Genomic DNA, 20532 nt, shown 5'->3' on the forward strand with positions numbered 1-20532 from the left:
CCGCCGCGCCGCGCCGAACTCGGCAGTGGACCAGATCCGGGCCCGACGGCAGCGGCCCGGGCGGCCACATCCCCTCCCCACCTTCACCAATCCTTCGGCCCATCGCTGCGGCCGCCCCTCTGGAGCTGTCATGTCCACGATTTCGGGAACCATCGACGCGCCCTCGACCCGGCGGCGGCGCACCCTCCCCGCCGGCCTGGCGTTGACAGGCACAGCGCTCGCGTTCACCAGCCTGTATCTCGCGGCGGGTGTGCTGACGCCCCTGCTGGTGCTCTACCGCCAGCAGTGGAACTTCGCACCGTCGCTGCTCACGCTGGCGTTCGCTGTCTACGCGATCGGCTTCCTCGCCGCCGTCCTCACCCTGGGGTCGCTGTCCGACCATGTCGGCCGGCGCCCGGTGCTGATCGGCGCACTGGTGATCCAGCTCGCGTCGAATGTGCTGTTCCTCGTCGCCCCCGACGTGAGTTGGGTGATCGCCGGTCGCATCGTCCAAGGCGTCGCCAGCGGCGCGGCGACGGCCGCCTTCACCGCGGCGCTCGTCGAACTCGCCCCGCCGAACAAGAAGAGGCTGGGTACGGTCCTCGGCAGTGTCGGCCTGACCGGTGGGCTAGGCGCCGGCTCCCTGCTGGCCGGTCTCGCCATCCAGCTCACGCCCAGGGCGAACTCGATCGTCTTCGCCGTCCTGGTCGTCCTCACAATTCTCGGCGCCGTCGTGATCGCCCTGTCTCCGGAGACCATGCCCCGTACCGCGGGCGCTCTCCGCTCGATGGTTCCGCGCGTCGCCGTCCCGCCCGCCGCCCGAGCGGAGTTCGCCGCCGCGGCACCCGTGGTCGCCGCCGTCTGGATGCTCGCAGGTCTCTCCGGCGGGCTGGCGCCGAGCATGGTTCGCAGCGTCTTTCATCTGGACAGCGGCCTGCTCAACGGCGTGGCCGGGTTCATCGCGCCGGCGGTGTCGGCCATCGTCGGACTGGCCTTCGCGCGCGTCGACCCGCGGCGCGCGATGATCATCGGGATCTACGCGTCCCTCGCCGGGGCCATCGGCATCATCGGTGGAGTGTTCGTCGGAAGCCTGGCCGTCATGATCATCGGGCAGGCTGTCGCCGGTGTCGGCTTCGGCGCGTCCTTCACCGCAGCGCTACGCCTCATCTTCCCGCTCGCGGCAGCGCACCAGCGCGCGGGAGTCGTCGGCGGAATCTACGTCGTCTCCTACGTCGCCTTCGGGCTACCCATCGTCATCGAGGGGCAGCTCGTCGGCCCTCTCGGCGAGGTGCCGGCAGTCGTCTGCTACACCGCGTTGACCGTCCTCCTCACGCTCATCAGCCTCGCCGCCCAGGCCCGCATCACTAGGCGCACCCGTGGCTGAGGGACGCTTGGCACAGCGCCCATCGGGCTCGATCAGCCAAGCCCGCGACCGCCAGGCCGAGGCCGTCCAGGCGGGTTGGGTGGTCAGGTCGGGGCAGGAGAAGAAGGAGCGTCACTTCGGCTCTCCCCCGCCGCGCGACCCGCCAGCCCGCTCAGATCGGTCAACGGCGCACCCGATAGCGCAGGTGAAGCACCCGGTTGCCCTGAATCACCACGTCGGGATCCTCCAACAGGTGCTGCGCGTGGACCGACCCGAAGTAGCGCTTGCCGGACCCGAACACCACGGGTACGACGTCCATGCGCACCTCGTCGACCAGGCCCGCGGCAAGCACCTGGCCGCCGACGTCGCCAGCGGCGACCTCGACGATGCGATCACCCGCGAGCTCCTGCGCTTTGGCCACTGCTGCTGTGACGCCGTCGACGAAGTGAAACGGCGCCTCGGGGTCCCAGCCCTCGGGCTTCGGCCGGTGCGTCACGACGACCACGTTGTCGATCCCGCTCGGAGGCTTTCCGTCCCAGCCGTCCGTCAGGTCGAAGACGTGGCGGCCGGCGATCGTCACCCCGATCTGGTCCCAGTACGGCCTGATGTAGTCGTGGGACGTCTGCGACACCGTCAACGTGCCGCTCTCGTCCAATGGAACGTCGCCGCTGGTCAACCAGTCGAACAGCGGTCCGGGCTGGTCGTTCTCGTCCGCGATGAAGCCGTCCACCGACACCGAGCTGTACATGACTACGTCGCCCACGTGCGCGCTCCTCTGCTTGGGAATGCCCTCAGGCTAGAGTTTCGTGGGCTGTCGCTCTTGTAAGGAATCAATCGGTCGGTAGCGGCCAGCCGCCCAGCACGTGGCCGGGATGCTCGCGCAGGAACCGCCGCCTGACGTCGACGTACCGGGTCGGTGTGAGCCCGGTGAAGGCCCGGAACTCGTGGCCGAAGTGGGCCTGGTCGAAGTAGCCGGCGCCACCGGCGAGGTCGGCCCAGTCGATCGGTTCGGCGAGGTTGATCGAGAGCACTGTGGCGGCGAAGCGGTAGCTGCGGGCCAACCGCTTCGGCGTGACGCCGATGAGCTCCTTGAACCGCTGTGCAAGGTGAGTGCTGCTGACACCGGCGGAAACCCTCAGGTCGTCGATCGCCACCGCACCGCTGGTCGCGGCGATGATGCGGCTCGTATGGCGGACCAGCCCCAGGCCGGCCGCGTCGCCCAGCCGTCGCATCAGCTCCTCCTCGAGCAGCGTCAGCATCTCGTGAGGTCCCTCGGCTGTGGCCAGCCGGTCCCGCAGCTCAGCAGTGGCGCGCCTCCCCCACACCTGCTCTACCGTCGCCGGCCGGTCACACAGCTCCGTCGCGGGCATCGGCAGGAACGGTGCCGGCCCCCACGGCTTGAAGTGCACGCCGACGGACCGGGTCCTGGTCGGGTAGCCGAACTCGAACGCGCGAGTGGGCGTGGTGACCACGCAGCCGTCGGCGTAGTCGGCCGTCTCGATGTCGGTGCCGGCACGGATACGAAACGGTGCGCCGAGGTTGACGATGAGAAACGCCGCCGGACTTGCCGGCAGCGTCAGCCGGGCGTACGGCGGCGCACCCTCCAGGTAGTAGAGGTCGTCGATCAGCCCGTCCAGCGGCGGTCGCGGCACTCTGGACACGTACTCCACGCCGACAGTATCGCCGACGTGGCCCCGGGAAACCTGGGTCACCACCAGTCGAAGTAGCGGCCCGCGTGGAAGACTCCCACGCCGATGGCGGCGACGATGCCGACCACGAGCACGACCGGGGCGATCACCACGCTGCCGGCCGCGATGCCGATGGCACCCGCGGCGATGGCCAGGCCGGCCCCGATGCCGACGCCACCGGCCACCACCCCCGGCGTGTCGCCGACCTCGGCGGCCCGGTTCATGCTGACGTACGAGACGGCGGCCAGACCAATGCCACCGATCACCAGTCCGGCGGTCATCGCGCTGACGGTCGCGACAGTGGCACCGGGCACGGCGATGGCGTACAGCTCCAGGCCACCGCCGACCGCGCCGAGTGCGTCACCGACGCCCATCTCCCAGTCTCCGTGCTGGTAGTCGCCCCACAGGGCGAACGCCGACAGGCCGAAGCCGGCGATACCGAGCCCCTTGCCGAGCATGCCGGTCCGGCCGGGCAGTCCTCGCACGTGCTCCGGCGCGGTGGCACTGGCCGGGATGTCCCGCCCGCGTCCCGGGTTGGTGGCCGTGCGGATCGCGTTTCCGGCGCTGGCCGGCGCGTCGGTCTCGGTGATGATGACGGCCTGGGATCGCTTGCCGGCCATGGTGCCGGTCGGGTTGGCCTGGATCGCGGCGTCCGCGTCCCGGGTCGCCTCCCGGGCGATGTCACCGGCCTTGCCGTACCGGTCGGTCGTCTTGATCTGCTTGACCGTGGTGCTGGTCTCCAGGTCGTACTTCGCCGTGTTGTCGCGCCACGGCATGCCGTACAACCATTCGAGGATGTTGCCGCGGAACGTCCCCCGGCCGCCTTTGAACTTGAAGTTCCAGATGAACTTCTCGGCGGCGGGCGCGGTGTGCGCGGCGGCCCCGCCGACGGCGCCGGGTGCGGCCGGAGCCTTGCCGCCGGTGTCGGCCGGCGGCGCGGCGGGCGGCGGTTCGGGTGGCGGGGCCGGGGCGGGTGGCGGCGGCTCGGCCGGTGGCGGCTCCGGTGGCGGCGGAGGCGGCGCCGGCTTCGGCTTCGGCGGTGCCGGCGGCGGCAGTACGGCGTGCAGCACCCAGGTGCCGCCCGGGTGCTCGGACCAGTTGCCGCCCTCCAGGTTGAGGGTGACGTTTGCCTGGTAGTAGATGACCGAGTTCTTGTTGTTGATTCGCGGGTCGAGGGTTGCGCCGTGGCTGCTGAGGTAGCGGCGGAAGTCCTCCACTGTGGGGTTCTCGGACCCGGTGAAGTGGGACTCCGTGATGGAGATGTCGTGGGTTTCCGGCCCCTTGACAGTGGTGGGCTTGAACCCGGACGGGTCGACCATTCCCACCGGGTTGTTGCGGCAGTACCGGAACAGGTTGCCCCCGTCGGCGAAGCCGCCCGGGTCGCTGCTCGCCCACCGTCCCAGCCACGGCACGTAGTACCGGGCCCCGGCGTAGCAGAAGCCGGTTTCGTCGTCCATTTCGTGCCCGCCGAAGCGGTACCGCTTCAGGCTGAGGTCGGCGCCCGGGCGGCCGTAGCGGTACGCGGTAGTGCCGTACGGGTGGTACTCCTCGTAGGAGATCACCGCCCCGGCCTCGTCGGTTTCCAGCACGGCCGAACCGAGGTGGTTGGTGAGCTGGTAGCGGATCAGCGGTACGCCGAGGGGGTTGGCCGGGTCGAAGCCGCCGACGTCGACGGTCTTGACGTCCACCTGGGCGACCGGGCCGGTGTCGTCGGCGATCGTGGTGGTCCACCGTTCGTGCTGGAGGGTGCCGGTGACCCTGTTGCGTCGGCGGAACACGGTGACCGCACCCAGGAAGATCCATTCAAGTTGGACGCTGCCCGGCCGGTCCACGACCTTGCGCAGCCGCTGCCCGCTCGCGGCGTAGACGAACCGGGCCTCGCCACCGCCGCCGAGGTCGACCCGGCGGAGTTGGTCGTGGACGTTCCACTCCAGGGCCGGCAGGTGCGGCATGACGGTCAGGTTGCCGACGGCGTCGTGCGCGTACAGGGCCGAGTAGGGGCCACCGTCGGCGTCGCCGGGCAGGCTCGTGGCGGCCAGCCGGTTCGTGGCGTCGGCCGGGTCGTCCTGGTACGCGTACCGGTGGTGCCGGGTCCAGCCGGCGCCTACGCCGGCCTGCGTCCGGAACCGGTGCCGGAGCACTGTGAGGTTGCCCAGCGGGTCGTACTCGTACTCCTCGGTGTAGGCACGTACCGCTCCGGCATCGGTAAGGCTTCCGGCCGGCGGCACGTCGGTGTGGTCACGGATCGCGTCGTTCGGCGCCCCGGCCAACTCCCGCCCACTCGCCCGGACCAACTGGTAGAGCGGGTCGTACTCGTAGTCACTGGCGGTGGGCACCGCCGCGTTGCCGAAGAAGGTGGGCGCACCCGGCTCGGCCACCCGGGTGAGGTTGCCCACCGGGTCGTATGTGTAGCGCAGGTCGCGCACCCCGGCGGTGAGCAGACGTTCCAGCCGGAACGTCATCGGGTCGTAGAAGTACTCGGTGACCAGCCCGTTGCCGTGCCGGGCGAACCGCCGCCGACCCAGCGCGTCGTAGTCCTGCTCGGACAGGAACTCCACCTCCGCGCCCTGGCCGCGCAGCCGCGCGGTGAGCCGGCCCAGCATGCCGCCCTCGAGGTAGGTCGGTCGTAGCTCGGTGGCGTCGGGCAGGGTGACAACTGTCGGGCGGTTCACCGCGTCGTACTCGGCGGCAGTGCCGAACACCTCGCTCTCCAGCAGTGGCGCCGCGGCGGTCAGCAGCGCGGCGTGGTCGGGCGCGGCGGCCACCGGCGACCAGTCCGGGCCGTCGACGTGGTCGGTGGCGAGTCTCCGTTCGGCGCGGCGCGGGTTGCCCTTGAAGTCCACCTCGGGCACCCGCACCTGGCCCGCCGGGTCGAACACCAGGTACGGCACGCCGTGCAGGCCCAGCGTCGCCGCGTCCGGATGCCGGTCGCCGAAGACCACGTACTGCACGCAGCGTTCCGCGCCGGCGGACTCGCTGACGTACAGGCCGACGGGCCGGTGCAGGGCGTCGTACGTGGTGCGGAAGGTCCGGCCGTGTTCGTCCCAGATCCGGCGCACCCCGCCGAGCACGTCCTGGAACACCCACCGCTCGCCCTTCTCCGCGCTCCACGACCGCACTCCCGCGCCGTGCATGGCGGTGGCCGCGGTGGCGATGTGCCGGCCCAGCGCGTCGTACCCGTCCGAGGACCGGCCGGTGAGGTCTCCGCTGGTGCGTACGCCGAACCGCTGGCCGGCACCCCGGTCGGCCACCGTGTAGACGGCCCGGCCGAGGCTGTCGAAGTGGATCACGGAGGGCGTGTCGGCGTGCTTGGCGGCGAGCCACGCGGCGCGGGTGGCCGGGTCGGCCGGTTCCGGATCGGACACGGCGGGGCTGCCCCGCTCGGCGTACCACTGGCTGTCGAGCACCGTGTCGTTGGCATCGGACAGCCGATGCGACCAGGCAGTGGACTCGACCCGGCTGAGGGTGCCGTCCGGATACCGGGTCAGCACGGCCCGGCCCAGCGGGTCGTAGTAGCGGATCGCTGTGGCGCCGATCTCGCGCAGCGCCGCGGCGTCCTCGTACTCGTGGGTGGTGCTGAAGTAGGGCTGGTACCGCTTCACCGGGTTGCCCTTGTTGTTGACCACAGTGCGGCCGGTGCCGACCCAGCGCGGGTCGGCGTCCACCTCGACGGCGACCCCGTCCTCACCCACCTCCAGGGCCCTGCCCGGATGCACCCGCGACTTGGTGATCGCCACACCACCGGTGCCGGTGCTGTACTCGTAGCTCTCCAGCCAGCGCGGGTTGGTCGGGCCGTGTCGTTCCCGGTGCCGGCCCCGGCTGTACGCGGGCTGGCCGTTGACCACCCAGTTGAACGGGTCGTAGGTGAACGTCAACGTCGGATCGTCGAGCGTGTCGCCGTCCCCGGCGCCGGGCCGGCCGAGCAGCGCCGAGGCCACCACCCGGCCCAACTCGTCGTAGCGCACCGCGCGGCGCTGCCCGTTCGGGTCGGTGACGAGGCTCGGCCCGAGCACCAGGTAGTTGTTGACAGCTGTGGTGACCGACCAGGCCGCCTGGTCGATCGTCACCCGCTCGGTGAGCAGGTGGTAGCCGTCGAAGGTGACCGCCGTCGCCATGCCCAGCGCGTCCCGGGCCCCGTCGGACAGGTAGAAGTGCGCGGCCGGATCGGCGGGGTAGCGCAGCTCGCCGGACGGTATCCACCAGTCCGGGCCGCCGTCGAGGTGCGCGTAGCCGGCGGCGGCCAGGTCCGCGTCGGTCACCGCCGTGCCGTAACCGGCGGCCAGCGCGGCCGGGGTGAAGGCGAGTTGGTACGTCTGGTGCCCCAGCCCCAGGCTGTCCCACTGCCCGGCCGGCAGCGGCGTCAGCGCGTTGTCCCGGAACCGCACCTGTGACCGGGACAGCAACCGCCGTTGCGCGCTGACCTCGTCGGCCACCACCTCGTACCCGATCGGGGTGGCCGCGGCGAAACCGGCGAGCAGTTCGTCGCGGGTGAACAGCGGGCCGGCCGGGGCCAGCCCGGTGAGTTCGTGCCCGAGGGCCTCGTACGCGGCGCGGATCCGGTACGCCGGCACCGGCAGCGTCTCGTCGATGTCCGGGGTGTACCGCTGCTCGCCGTACGTGACGTGACGACGCCGCTGTTCGGCGGTCACCTCGGCGGGCAGCTCGGGGTCGGGCGTGGTGCGGCCGTAGACCACCGCGGCGGCCTGGACGACGGTGCCGTACGGGCCGAGGACCAGGTTGAGCCGGTGGCTGATCCGGGGCTCGTCCGGCTGCCGGTCGTAGGAGAGGCTGACTGCCTCCCGCTCGACGGCGACGAACACCCGCGCGTCCAGCCGCTGCACCTGGTACGTCTGCTCGACCACCCCGTACGGGTGCTCCTGCGCGGCACCGCCGTCGTACGAGTACACCTCCTGCCGGAGCGGCAGGCCCCGCAACGCCCGCCGGCTCTCCCGCAGCTCCGTGGCGGAGACTCCGGCCGGCAGCTCCGCTGTGGGCAGGTGTCGGCCGGCGTACCACTCGGTGGACAGGTCGACAGGCGCGCCGGTGTGGTACCAGGTCTTCGTGGTGACCGGTGGCTGGAACAGTTCGGGCGAGGTGTCCTGGTGCCCGTCGACCGCCTCGACGCCCAACACGTGGTCCACGAACGACTCGCCGTCGATCTGCTCGACCATGCCGAAGCCGGCGAACTCCCGCTCGACGCCGTCGTAGTGCCCGTGGTGGTAGCGGTAGCCGGTGACCAGCCGGGTCCCGGTGATCCGGTCCACCTGTTCCACCCGCTCGACGACCTGCACCGCGAACGGCAGCCTGGTCAACCACGGCTGGCCGGCTCGTCGGTCGGCCAGCTGGAAGGCGGTGGAAGCGGCGTACCGGATGGTGGTCTCGCCGCCCAGGTTGTTCACCACGCGGGTGAGCAGGTGCGGCTTGCCGTCGGCGGCCAGGTTCAGGTAGCGCACCGGGCCGGCGGCGTCGCCGGGCAGCGGCGACGACCACACCAGGCAGCCGGTGCCAGTGCCCAGCAGGTCGGTCACTGTCACAGTCGAATCGGGCGTGACGTGCGGCAGGTCGGGCAGGTCGGCGGGGGCCGACCAGCCGTTGCCGGACTGGTTGTACCAGAGCCGGATCTCGCGCCGGCCCAGGTAGCACAGGTCCATCGCGCCGGTGCCGTCCACGTCGGTGAGGAGCACCCGGGCCGGGTCGAACTCGTCCAGCCCGGTGAACCACGGCGCGTCGTCCATCTCGACAGTGGCGCCGAATCGTCCGTAACCGACGTTGGGCCAGTAGCAGACGGAACCGTCGCGGACCCGGACCAGGTCGGTGAGCCCGTCGCCGGACATGTCGGCGAGGAAGATGCTCTGCCGGTCATCGGAGCGCAGCAGCCGCGGCCCACGGTCCTCGTCCGCGGGCCAGAGCGCGGGTCGCGCCGGCCCGTACCCCGCCTCGGCCAGCGACTCGTGCCAGGCCAGCACTGTGTCACCGGCGATCAGCAGGTCGGCACGGCCGTCCCCGGTGAGGTCCAGCAGCAGAAGGTCGGGGCTGGCCCAGTCGACGGCGGGCAGCTCGCTGAACGGCTGGAAGCCGGACCAGCCGGCGTCGTCGGTGCGGCGGACGAAGCCCGCCGGTGCGGTGCCGAGCTGGACCAGCTCGATCCGCCCGTCACCGTTCACGTCGACCAGTTGCTGGTGTCCGCCGGCCAGGTCGGTCAGCGACGGCACCGTGGGCAGCGCGGCGACCGGGCCGATCCGGCCGGCGCCGAGGTTCGGCCGGTAGTAGAGGGCACCCTCGTGCCCGGTCAGCACGCCGGCGAGTCCTTCCCCGTCCAGGTCCACCCACAGATCGGTCCGTCCGTCCACGCCGGCCGGCAGGTTCTCCAGGCTGCCGCGCTCGAGTTCCCGGGTGGTCGCCGCGATGGTGGCCGGTGTGTATTCGAATGTCACCGGGGGCAGCGCGGCGTTGGTGTGCCCGCCGCCGGCGGCCGGGGCGTAGCCGCGCTGGGTCACCTCGACCAGGGTGGACAGCACCGGCCCGCTGGCGTATTCCAACTCCACCGCGCGGACCAGGCAGTCCGCGCCCACCTCCGGCTCGTCGGGGAAGTTGTGGAACATCAGGATCCGGCGACACAGCCGGTAGGTGCGGACCTCGAATCCCGCGCGGTAGGTCGAGAACGGGTCCGGCCGGCAGGTCCAGTCCCCGGTGTCAGCAGGTAGCGGGGTGTCCGCGTGGTGCTCGCCGTAGTCGAGCACCACCTCGAACAGCCAGCCGGCGTCGGCGATCTGGGCCGGCGTCAGGTCCACCGGGCGTCGGCCGTCGGGGTCGAGCAGCGGCACCGTGTTGCCGTACCGCACCGACTTGAGGTAGCGGTTGACGTTCCGGTCGGTGCGGTGCCGTTCGTGCGGCCGGTCCAGGTCCAGGCCGGCGGCGTCCTCGGCCTTGTAGGTGTAGGTGACCGCGTTGCCCCGATCGTCGCGGGTCTCGCAGAGCAGCCAGGTGTGCACCCGCCCGCCCAGGCCGATGCGGGAGCCGACGTCACGGCCGTACACGGCCAGCAGGTTCGACCCGGACAGGGTGCGCCAGTGCACGTCACCGTCGGAGTCCCGGGTCCACCGCTCGATGCGGGCGAACGCCCCCTCCGTCCGTGGCCGGAACCGCTGCACAGTGTGCCCGGCGACCGGTGTGCCGCCGGGCACCGGGATCAGGTCGTCCTCCCCGGACAGCAGGAAGGTGTCGGTGTCGTCGTAGCGGGGCAGGCCGCGGTCGGTGCGCCGGCTGATGGCCGGCACGGGCAGTTGCCAGCCGAGGCCGAACGGACCGTTCCCGGCGCCCGAGTCGTAGCTGAGCGTCAGGTCGGGTTGGAACCCGGACCGGCCGCCGCTGACCGGGATGGGCACGGACATGCCGCCGGTCCCGGTGACCGGGTGGGCGGCGAACGTCTCGCCGATGGCCCGGATCGCACCGCCGCCGGTGGGCAGGCTGATCGCCGGTCCGCCGAGTCCCGGCCCGGTCGCGCCCCGACCGGCCGACGACGGCCCGGTGCCGGTCGCGTCGGTCGGCGGCCCGCCCGGTCCGAATGCCCCACCCGCTCCGCCGGGAGCGCCGGCGCCGGTCGGGTCGGCGGAGCCCCGCCACCGGGAGCCGGGCCCCGGCCCCCACGATCCGCCGCCGACCGGGTAGCTGGTCGTCACCGCGCCCCCTCAGCCGTCGAGCCGGTAGTGCAGCAGGACGACAAGGTCGGTCAGGCCGTCCGGGTCGGCCGCCACCGTGACCGGGGTGCCGAGAACCAGCGGATCGGACTGACCCACGCACTGCCGCAGGTCAGCGTCCCGGTTCAACGTCACCGGGTCACCGGCCACCGTGAGGTCGTACGTCCCGGGATCACCGTCCACCCGGGCGTACCAGGTCACCTGGTCCACCACCGGCTGGTGCTCGCGGGCGAGGTACGGCAGGTGCTCCGGCCCGATGGTCAGCTCGGTGCTCTGCTGCTGGGTGAGCTGCCACCACTCGTCCGGGAAGTGGTGGCGCAGGCTGTATGCCTGGTACAGCCCCGTCCGGCCAGCGTCGACAAGCATCTCGTTGAGCATCTCCCGCAGGGAGTCCTCGACCACGCCGCGCAGCGTCGAGCCGCCGTCGCGGGCCGTGTACCGCAGGTGCAGGATGATGTCGCTGATGCTGTCGTAGTCGAACTGGCGGACCGCCGTCGGCAGTTCCAGCCGCCAGGTGCCGATCGCGCCCTTGCCCTCGAACGGCAGGTAGCGGTCGTCGGCGAAGTTCAGCTCGAACATGCCGCTGTCGCTGAGGCCGCTGCTGGTAGCGATCGACTCGATGCCGCCCACGTTGTACGCGAACCGCTCGTCGCCGGGTGTCTCGGCGTACTTCTCCTTGGCGCTGGTGGCGCTCTGCCGGGCCGCGGTGGTGGTCCGGTACCGGTTGCCGATCAGGGAGAGCTTCGCTGTGACCGGGGTGTAGGGGCCGGCCACGCACGGGATGGACAGGCTGACAGTGCGGAGCCGGCGGAAGTAGTGCCCGGGGTGGTCCAGGTCGAACAGCGCCTCCGGCACGTTTACCACGCAACTGCCGGTGGCCCGCAGCTCGATCAACGCCGCCGGGTCGAGCTGTGCCAGCGAGACGTGCCGGGTCAGCTCGCGCTCGCGGCTGTGCCGGTCGAGGTAGGCCACCTCCATCCGCTTCAGGTCGTGGCGCAGCGCGTCCGCCACCGTCAGCCCCTTACGCAGGCTGTCCCAGTAGCCGGGTTGCAGGAAGGTGGCCTCGCTGCCCAGCTCGTGGGCGAAGCACCGCTCGGCCTTCTTCGCCACGTCGAAGGCGAGCTGGTACGCCCCGAAGTAGACGGAGCTGGCTCGGCTGACCATCCACTGGTACAGCTCGGTGTTTGTGTACTTGCCGCGCAGGTACTCCTCGGTGGCGAGGGCGTTGTCGGCTTCCCGGTCGTGCGCCGCCAGCTCGTCGGTGAGCATAGCCACGTGCAGCCGCCCGGTGAGGAGCTGCTGGTCGAGCTGGGTCAGTTCGAGACCGGCCAGCGCGGCCTGGTGTTCCCAGTCGTCCATCCGGCGGCGGTAGCCGCCCTGGTTGGCTGCCATCCCGGCGGCCTTGTCCAGGGCTCGGGCGATCGCCTCCAGGGTCATCACCGCCGAGTCGGCGGCGGCACCGGCCTTGTCCCCGCCGAGAGTGAGGGTCACGGTGGGCGAGCCACCGAAGCCGGCGCCGCCTGCGGTGAAGTTGGGAATCAGCTTCAGCCCGCCGGACAGGATGTAGCCCACAGCGATCGCGGTCTCGCCGAGCAGCGACACCCCGGACAACGTGGTGGCGGTGATCTCCCAGGCGTTCATGTACGGCCGGCCGGCGTAGTAGCGTTGCCGCTCCTCCACCACCTTGCGGCTCAGTTCCAGCGCCGCGACGTTGCCCTCGGCCTCCGCGATGGTGGCGAGCTTGACCGCCCGTACCGCGTCGAGCAGGGCGATCTCCTGGCCGGCGCGCAGCCTGGCGAGTTGCTCGGCGTCCCGCTTCTCCATTGCGGCGAGCAGCCCGCCGCCCAGCTCACCGACGTACCCGACGAGTTCGGTGGCCTTCTGGGCCAGCACCCGGAACCGGTAGTTCGGCAGCGGCGCGCCGAGCCCGGCCAGGAACGATGAGACGGACATGCCGGCGGCGGCGGCCCGGACCAACGCTCCCGGATCGATCGGCGGCGAGAACAGGGCGAGCATGCTCTCCACCCCGTCGATGTTCTGGCAGTTGCGGATCTTGAACAGCCGATCGGCGATCAGATCCCACAGCCGGAGCATCTCCTCGTTGGGCGGGACGCAGAAGTACAGCGCCGAGTAGCTCAATGGGCTGGGCAGTTCCGCCCCGCCGTGCGGCAGCAGGTCCAGGTCGGGGATCAGGTTCTCCAGGTCCAGCAGCGCGTTGCCGAACAGGTCCACAGTGGCCTGGAGCTGGTTCACGGTGGCCGGAGCCGGACTGACCAGCGGCGGCACCACGCTCGGCTTCGGCCCGAGCAGTTTGTCGGCCAGGATGTAAAGCTGGGTGGCCTGGGTGACGGACTCCCGGGTGAACTGCCGGAACAACTGGTCGCCCCAGTCGACCAGGTTCTTGATGTAGCTGACCACCACGGCGAGCTGGTAGGCGACCGGCCGGCTGCGAGCCACCACGTGCGGGTTGAACGGCTTCGCCCGCCACTGCTCCACGGCGAACTTCAGGTCGGTGATGCTGGCCCCCGACGGGTCGGCCGCTATCGCCGTGAGAATGTCGCCGATCCGCTGGTCGAGCAGCTCGGGCACTCCGGTCTGGAAGAACGGCTTGGTGACCCAGTACTTCTGCGGAGCGGCGGCACCGTCGGCGGTGCCGACCGGGTTGAAGATGTGGTGGAACCAGTTGCGCGCCTCGGCGAACCGCTGGTCCCGGTTGAGCCGCAGCGCGATGTCGAACGGGAGGTGGTAGAACAGCTCCCAGTTGTAGCCCGCGTACGCGCCGTCCGCGGCGAAGTCCAGGTCCTCCACCGGGTACGGCGACACGACCACCGGCGCCGGCTGGTAGGTGGCGGCGAAGTCGAACCCCGTGTTGGTGAGCTGGGTGGTCCGACTCAGCAACGCCGGCACGCCCGAGCGGTAGACAGTGGCCCGTAGGAAACACAGCAGCGGGTGGTAGAAGTTCGCGAACCGCACCCCGTACGACAGGGTGCCGTAGACCTCGAACTCGGCGATCAGCCGGTGGTACTCCGCGTCCTCGGTCATCGCCTGCACGGCGGCCGCGAGGTCGTGCGCCGGGTCCTCGGCGTATCGGCGCAGGTATTCGGTGAGCAGCGCCAACACGTCGCGGGCGAACTCGTCCACGTCGCTGTACGTCTTCTCGATCCGGTCCGCCGGGTCCTCGGCACGCCGGTCGTAGAAGCCCGGGATGATCACGTAGCCACGGTCGTAGTCGCCGTAGAAGTACGGCATCAGGGTGCCCAGTGGCAGTACCGGCCGGCGGTCGTGGGTGCCTCGGACGCTCTGCGCCAGTCCCAGCAGCATGATGATCCAGTCCAGCAACGACATCTGCATGGGGTACGTCACCCGGAACCGGCCGGGCGTCTGCGCCACCAGCGTCTGGAACGCGCCCATCAGCGGGGTGCTGATCGCCAGGTCGTTCTGTTCCCGAAAGACCAGTTCGGTGAACCGTTCGGCCAGCAGCTCGGTGTCCTTGAACACCGGCGACAGCAGCAGGTTGCCGGAACCGCCGCCAGGCACCGGCTCCGGATAGCCCCGGCAGCCGGTCAGCGCGAACGAGCCGACGAACTCGGTGCCGGTGAGCACGCTGATCGCCTGGCCGGCCGCTCCGGCCGCGTACGCGAAGCAGGTGAACTCGTCCGCTGCGGGGAGGTCCTCCCGGTAGCCGCTGGCCGGGTAGTACAGCGCGTCCTTCGAGATCTTCTTCGGCTGCCAGCGGTCCTGCGCCCGCTCGCCGATGGCCAGCTGGATCCGCCACCGCCGGCGCGGCCGCTCCGTCTCCGTTCCGCCCGGCGGAATGCCGTCCGGGTCCGGAATCTGGGAGGTCTGCGCCGTGTCCGTCTCCTGCGTGAAGACCGGCCAGGCCACCGTGAGCCGGCTGTTGCGGTCGAAGGCGAGCAGGTGGTCGCCAGCGATGTCCAGCGGCACCCGCCGCCACGGCGTCCAGTACCGCTCCCGCTCGAACTGCCTGTGGTAGTACACCGTCGGGTCGCCGCCCCGGGTGCGGGCGAACACGTGCATGAGATGCCTGTCGTGCTGGTAGTAGCAGGCCATCACGTCCAGGTGCGCCAGGTCGTCGAGCTTCTCCAGGTACGTGATCGTGGCGTTCTCCACCGCCAGGTCGGTCAGCTCGTCCTGCTGCAACTGGTCGTCCAACTCGGTGAACAGCTCCGACTTGTCGTCCCGCAACTCCGGCAGGATCCAGTTCTCCGGATACAGGAAGATCTTCCGGTTGGCCTCCCACACCCGGTAGTTGGCCATCCAGTTCCACTGGTCCCAACCCGGATCCTCGGTGACCGCCGCGACGCTGTCCGGCTCCAGGCCCAGCAGGCAGCGCTGCACGTACAGCTGAACGGTGGCGTGCGCCTGCACGATGCGCGACGTCGCCATGCAGGCGCCCATCTCGACATCGATGAGGAAGTGGTCGTACAGGTCGTTGGTGTCGCGCAGCCCCGGGTTCTCGGCCAACAGGTACGCGACCAGCGCGTCCCGCTTGGCCACCCGCAGCCGGTCCTGCACCCCCTGGAGCACCCCGAACCACTCGGCCTCGGCGTAGCGCGCCTTCAGGGCCTGCCGCATGGTTGCCGCCCCCGCCGCCGTGGTGACTGGCTGACCCAGCGGCACCGCCGCCGCCACCGGTAGGCCCAGCCGGCGCAGCAGAGTGAGCGCGTGGGCCAGCCGCTGGATCGTCGCCGGCGACCGGTACGCGGTGAGGTCCACCGCCGACAGTTCGAGGTGGGCGTCCAGGTCGGCCAGCACTGTGGCGTCAAAGCCGCCGAGCTGCGCCAGGTGGGTGTGGACCTGCGCGGCGGTGGTGCCGGCCGCCAGGACCAGGTCGAACAGCCCGTACACCGTCCACGGCGCGGCCGCGTCCAGCGGGTTCGCCACCGGCGGGTAGGTGCGGGCCAGCTCGACCCCGGCAGCCAACCGGATCCAGTCGGCCAACGGGGCCGGCGGGCGGCCGGTCTGGTAGGGCGCCTGGTCCGGGGCCAACCAGCCGAGCGACCCGGCGTTCGTCAGCAGCCAACCGAGGTCCGCGTCGGGCACCGTCAGGTGCTCGATGAGCCGGCCCAGCACGTGCAGCAGGCGCAGTGCCCGGTACTGCTCGTCGAACCCGGCCGGGGTGACCGCCGGCGGCGCCGGTGGCTCGTTCACCAGGTCCACCAGCGCGTCGTCGGTGAGCACCGCGAGCAGCGGCCGGGTCAGCTCCGCGCCGGCCAGCACCGTCGCTGCGGCGTCCGCCGAGAACCCGAAGGTGTCGGCCACCGCCGCCACCGCCAGCTCCTGCTTGGTACGGGTGTACGCGGAGCTGGACAGGGCAGTGGTGATGGCCAGCAGCAGCGTGTTCTGCTGGGCCTCGGTGGGGTTGGCCACGATCGCCGCTGTTATCGGTGTGGTGTCCACCAGGGCGGCGAGCTTCGCGTCGACGAACTGCGCCGGGGTGGTCACCGCGTCGGTCCAACCACCCTCCACTATCGAGGCGAAGCCGGCCAGGTCCGCCTCGGTCATCCCGGGCACTGTGGCCAGCAGGGCACGCATGCCCGGCAGGTTCTCCTCGGGCGGCGCCGCCGGGTCGACAGCGGGTCGGGTCGCCGCGTACCCGCTCTGGTAGCCGGCCTGCAACCCGGTGAGCACCGTGGTCAGCGTCTCGTCCGGCAGGTCCCGAGCGGCCAGGTCGTCGGCTTCGTGTCGGAGCAGGTAGCGCAGGTCCGCCGGGCGGATGCCGGTGCCGGCCCAGGCAGCGTCGAGAAGGTCGACGAAGGCCAGCGCGGTGGCCGGTGCGGTGAGCGGATCCGACCCGGTCAGATCCTTCATGATCAGGTACTCGGTGGTGGTGAGCCCGAGCGACCGGGCCAGCAGCGTCCCCGCGTACACCGCGTGCAGGCCGACGTTGCTGACGATCGCCGGGGCCGGAAGATCGGCCACCAGCAGGGCGGTGTCCGCCGTCGTGGCCCCCAGGCAGGTCGCCAGGTACGCCTCGTGCGCCGACAGCGGGGCACCCGAGCCGGGCGTGGTCAGCTCCGCCTGCTCGTTGGCGAGCACGTGGGCCGGCTCGAACGCTTCGAGGACCGGGCCGTTCGCGGAGTTGCGGAACACCTCGGCGTACCGCGACTCGTCCAGCGGCGCGAACAGGTCGACCACCTCGGGCAACGGCAGCCCGAGCCGCGCGGCCAGCCGGTGCAGCGCCGCCACCGCGACCAGGAGGTCGTCGTCCAGGGCGCCCCCGCCCAACGCGTCGGCCCGGATAGCCCGGTCCAGGAGCGGCGGCGTCCAACCGGTGCAGGCCGGCGCGCGCAGCAGGCGCAGGAACCGGTGGATCCGGTCCAGGCGTGCGTCGGTGAGCTGCTGGATCCGCTTTGCGCTGAAGTCGGACCCGGTGTCCAGGTGCTTGACGAACATGGCGTTCCCGGGATTGACCCAGGCCAGCGCCAGCAGCTCGGTCAACTCCCGATAGTCCAGGCGCGCCCGAGCGAGGAAGTTGTCCACGCGGGCGATGCCGCCCAGAGCGCCGAGCGGCGCGGTGTTCCAGATGTCGTCCTGTGCCGCCGGGTCGGCGGTGACCACCAGCTGCCGCTGCGCGTCGCTGATCCCCAGTTCCTCGGCGGCGACGGCCTCGTCGTTCGGGCCTGTCGACCGGCGCAGCGCCCGCATCACGTCGGCACGGGCGATGTCGAACTGGGCGAAGTAGCTGCGGGTCTCCTCGTGCGCCAGGTCGAACGGCAGGGCGAACGCGTACCGGCTCCCCGCCAGCAGGGTGTAGGCGGCGGCATTCACGTACTGCGGCGCGGCCGCCAACTCCAGGGCGGTGCCGGTGGTCTGGCGCAATCGGCGCACGAACCACCCGCCGCCCCCGTCCGGGGTCGCCTTGGCCACCACGCCGATGTCCCGCACCACGCGGGCTCCAGCCAGGTCCGGCTCGTACACGAGCGATCGGTCGGTGAACGGCCATCCCTGGCCCTGCAACAGGCTCAGCAGTCCGGCCGACGGCGCCTCCACCGGATCGACGCCGCCGCTCAGCGGGCCCCCGAACGCCAGGCCCGCGTCCGGTGCCACCGCCTCCTCCAGCAGTTCGCACACCAGGTCCAGGTAGGGCAACGGAAGGTCGGTGTTCTCGCAGCTCAGATCCAGGTCGCCGAGGTCCGGCCGGCGACCGTACAGGACGTCCCGGGCGACCTTGGTGGCCGGACCCGGCGTGTCGGCGTCGGTGACCAGCCGGTTACCGAGGAACTGAAGGACGTCCACCAGGTACGCGGCGGCGCTGTGCACGCTGCGGCACGGCTCGCAGTAGCTGGAGTCGGCGAGCTGGAACAGACTGCTCAGGTTGGGAAAGTCGGCGCTGACCGGGGTGAGGTCCGGGGCCGCCGAGCCGCCCAGGGCCCGGACCGGTAGCGCCCGAGCCGCGCTCTGGAGTTCGCCGGCCAGCAGCCCGCTCGCCACGTGCACGTCCACGGCCCGGCGATACACCGACCGGGCCTGCTCGTCGGTGAACCGGCCGGTGTTCACTGCGGTGGCCACGAACCGCGTCTCGCCGAGGGCGTGGATCCGTGCCGCCGACGGCACTTCGGCAGCCAGCAACGCCGTCGTCTGCCGATAGGTCGGCGCCAGCTTGAAGATCCGCTGCGCGGCCTTGAGCGCCGGCCGCCCGGTCCGCAGCCGCTCCGGGTGGTCGCGCAGCAGGCGCTCCACGTTGCCGGTCGCGAGGTCGAAATCCGGATTCGCGGTGAGCAGTTCGAGCACCACGTCCCGGTGCCCACCGAAGGCGCGCTCGGCGGCGCTGGCCCGCTCGTCGTTGCCGGGCTCCTCGTTCTCGCCGGGCTGCTCGTCGGGGTCAGCCCGGCGATCGGGGCCGGGCCGAATGTCGCTGCCGTCGGATCGTTGGCCTCCGGCGCCGGCTGCGGTTGCGGTGCCGACCACGGTGCCCGCGTCGCGTTCGAGCTGCGCGGTGAAGGCGGTTGTGGGATAGCGCCTCTCCAGCTTGCGGGCCAGTGCACCGGCGTGCAGGTCGATCAGCTCCGGCCGAACCGGCTGACCGGCCACCCGGACATCCGCGGTGCTGTCCCGCAACACCCGCCGCCAGTCCGCCGGGGCCAGCCGGGCCAGCCGGCGTACGTCAGCCGCCCCCTCGATCCCCTCGCTGTCACGGACCCGGTCGACGATCGTCTCGTCGTAGCCCAGCACGTCGGCCAGCACGCTCGCCGCGCCGGCCGCCTCGGCAGCCGACCGGTCGGGAAACGCCGCCGCCTCGGCCAGGCGGGCGATCAGCCCGGGCAGGTCACCGGCGGCGTCGGCGGCGAGGAGACTCTGGACCCGCTCGTGCGCGCCGTCGGCGAGGAACCGCTCCACCCGCCCGTACAACACCTTCGGTCGTTCCTGCGCGACGTACTCCTTGGCCTCCGGCCGTACCCGGGCCAACATGTCGAGAATCCGGTCCAGCTCGCCGAGCAGGTCCTCGGGAACGAACCGATGGCGCACGGCGTCGGCGACGGCGTTCCGGACGGTGTGCTCGTCGAGCAGGGCGATGTCGTAGTACAGCGGCCGCAGTTCGGTGTTCAAATCGACGTCGAACCGGGCGAGCGCGGCGCCGGTGCGGCTCGTGGTCAACAGCGTCCGCTCGGCGAACAGCGCGTAACCGAACACCGCCGGCAGCTTGTAGGACGCGGCCAGTTTCTGCGCCACACCGAAGTGCGCCAGCGCCGTCGCGGGGAGTCCGGTCTCGGCGGCCAGGAACGTCACGTCCTCGGCCTCGTCGTCCTGCCGCAGCTCGTACAACGGGACCTGGCCGAGCAGCGGGACAATCGTGGCGAGGATCCGCTCGTACTCACTGCGTTTCCGGTCCCCACCACCGGACAGGTCCACTGTGAGCACGGCCAGCTCGGGGGCGTTGAACAGCACCGCGCTCAGCGGCGGGTCGGACAGGAGGCGATCACCAGCGGACACCCGGACGAACAGGTCAGCGGACTGCTTCTCGGAGCGGGTGAAACCGTCCCGCGAATAGTCGACGCGATACAGCCCGTCGTCCCCGGTGGTCGCCTCGCCGAGTTTCTCGGCGTCCCGCAGGTCCCGGTCGAACGCGCTGACAGTCAGAGCGTTCGCCGGCTGCCCGTCGGCCCAACGCACCCGACCCACCACGACGAACCCCGACGGCGGCTCGGCCAGCACCATCTGCACCGCGTCCCGGGTCGCCCCGTCCACAGTGCCGGTCACCGGCAGCTTGTACGCCCGTTGGAACTCAGCGACCCCACGGCGGGTGGTCGGCCCGTACCGGGCGTCGACCAGTTCGTCGGTGGCGATGTCGGCGGGCATCCGTAGCAGCGCGGTGTGCAGCCGCCGGACGTCGTCGCTGGGGCGGTGCCGGCGCGAGCCCATCGGGGTGGTCATGAGCATCTCCGATCGTCCGACAGCCGGCGACGGCGGCTGTCTGACGCCGGTGCGACCGGGAGCTACCTGGCATCGTGCGGATCAGAGGAGCCCGCCAGCATCGCACTGTCCAAGATCCGCCTTACCGTCTGGCTGAACGGCAGCGGGCACTGCCGGTACGGCCGGTGGCGGGGTCTCGTTTAGTGCCTTCGCCACACTGGCCGCCGCGAGATACGCCAAACGCTTCTGACTGCTCTCTTTCTAAGTCAGTGATTGAGCAGGCCGTCGAGCACCGTCCGGAGGAGATCGCGGCACCAGTCGACCAGACGGCGGCGAAGCCCTGGTCGGCGAAGACGAACCGGATCGGAGTGCTGGCGCAAGCCGTCAGCAGAGCCGCCGCGGCAGAGCGACCGTCTCGTCGCTGATCTGC

5 protein-coding genes are annotated in these 20532 nt (G+C 71.3%); 1 reads left to right on the top strand and 4 read right to left on the bottom strand.

All coding sequences use genetic code 11. The features are described 5' to 3' along the window. Positions 1 to 130: 130 nt before the first annotated feature. On the top strand, positions 131 to 1363 hold the full coding sequence (locus AB0C19_RS01435) for an MFS transporter (protein WP_357177689.1): 1233 nt from the start codon (positions 131 to 133) through the stop codon (positions 1361 to 1363). Positions 1364 to 1523: 160 nt separating this feature from the next. Here AB0C19_RS01435 and AB0C19_RS01440 read toward each other — a convergent pair whose 3' ends face one another. The 4 genes from AB0C19_RS01440 to AB0C19_RS01455 all read right to left on the bottom strand — a co-directional run bounded on the left by AB0C19_RS01440 (position 1524) and on the right by AB0C19_RS01455 (position 20123). Then, complete coding sequence (locus AB0C19_RS01440; protein WP_357177692.1) at positions 1524 to 2105, bottom strand: dihydrofolate reductase family protein; 582 nt, start codon at positions 2103 to 2105, stop codon at positions 1524 to 1526. 67 nt (positions 2106 to 2172) lie between these two features. Beyond that, positions 2173 to 3012 carry a helix-turn-helix domain-containing protein gene (locus tag AB0C19_RS01445; RefSeq protein ID WP_357177695.1) on the bottom strand — a complete coding sequence of 280 codons (840 nt, stop codon included), beginning with the start codon at positions 3010 to 3012 and terminating at the stop codon, positions 2173 to 2175. A gap of 38 nt (positions 3013 to 3050) precedes the next feature. After that, positions 3051 to 10709: a SpvB/TcaC N-terminal domain-containing protein gene (locus AB0C19_RS01450; protein WP_357177698.1), complete on the bottom strand. Its 7659-nt coding sequence runs from the start codon at positions 10707 to 10709 to the stop codon at positions 3051 to 3053. 9 nt (positions 10710 to 10718) lie between these two features. Continuing rightward, positions 10719 to 20123: a neuraminidase-like domain-containing protein gene (locus AB0C19_RS01455; RefSeq protein WP_357177701.1), complete on the bottom strand. Its 9405-nt coding sequence runs from the start codon at positions 20121 to 20123 to the stop codon at positions 10719 to 10721. Positions 20124 to 20532: the final 409 nt, after the last annotated feature.

It is taken from the genome of Micromonospora sp. NPDC048842 (genome assembly GCF_040649935.1).
GTDB lineage: Bacteria > Actinomycetota > Actinomycetes > Mycobacteriales > Micromonosporaceae > Micromonospora > Micromonospora hortensis.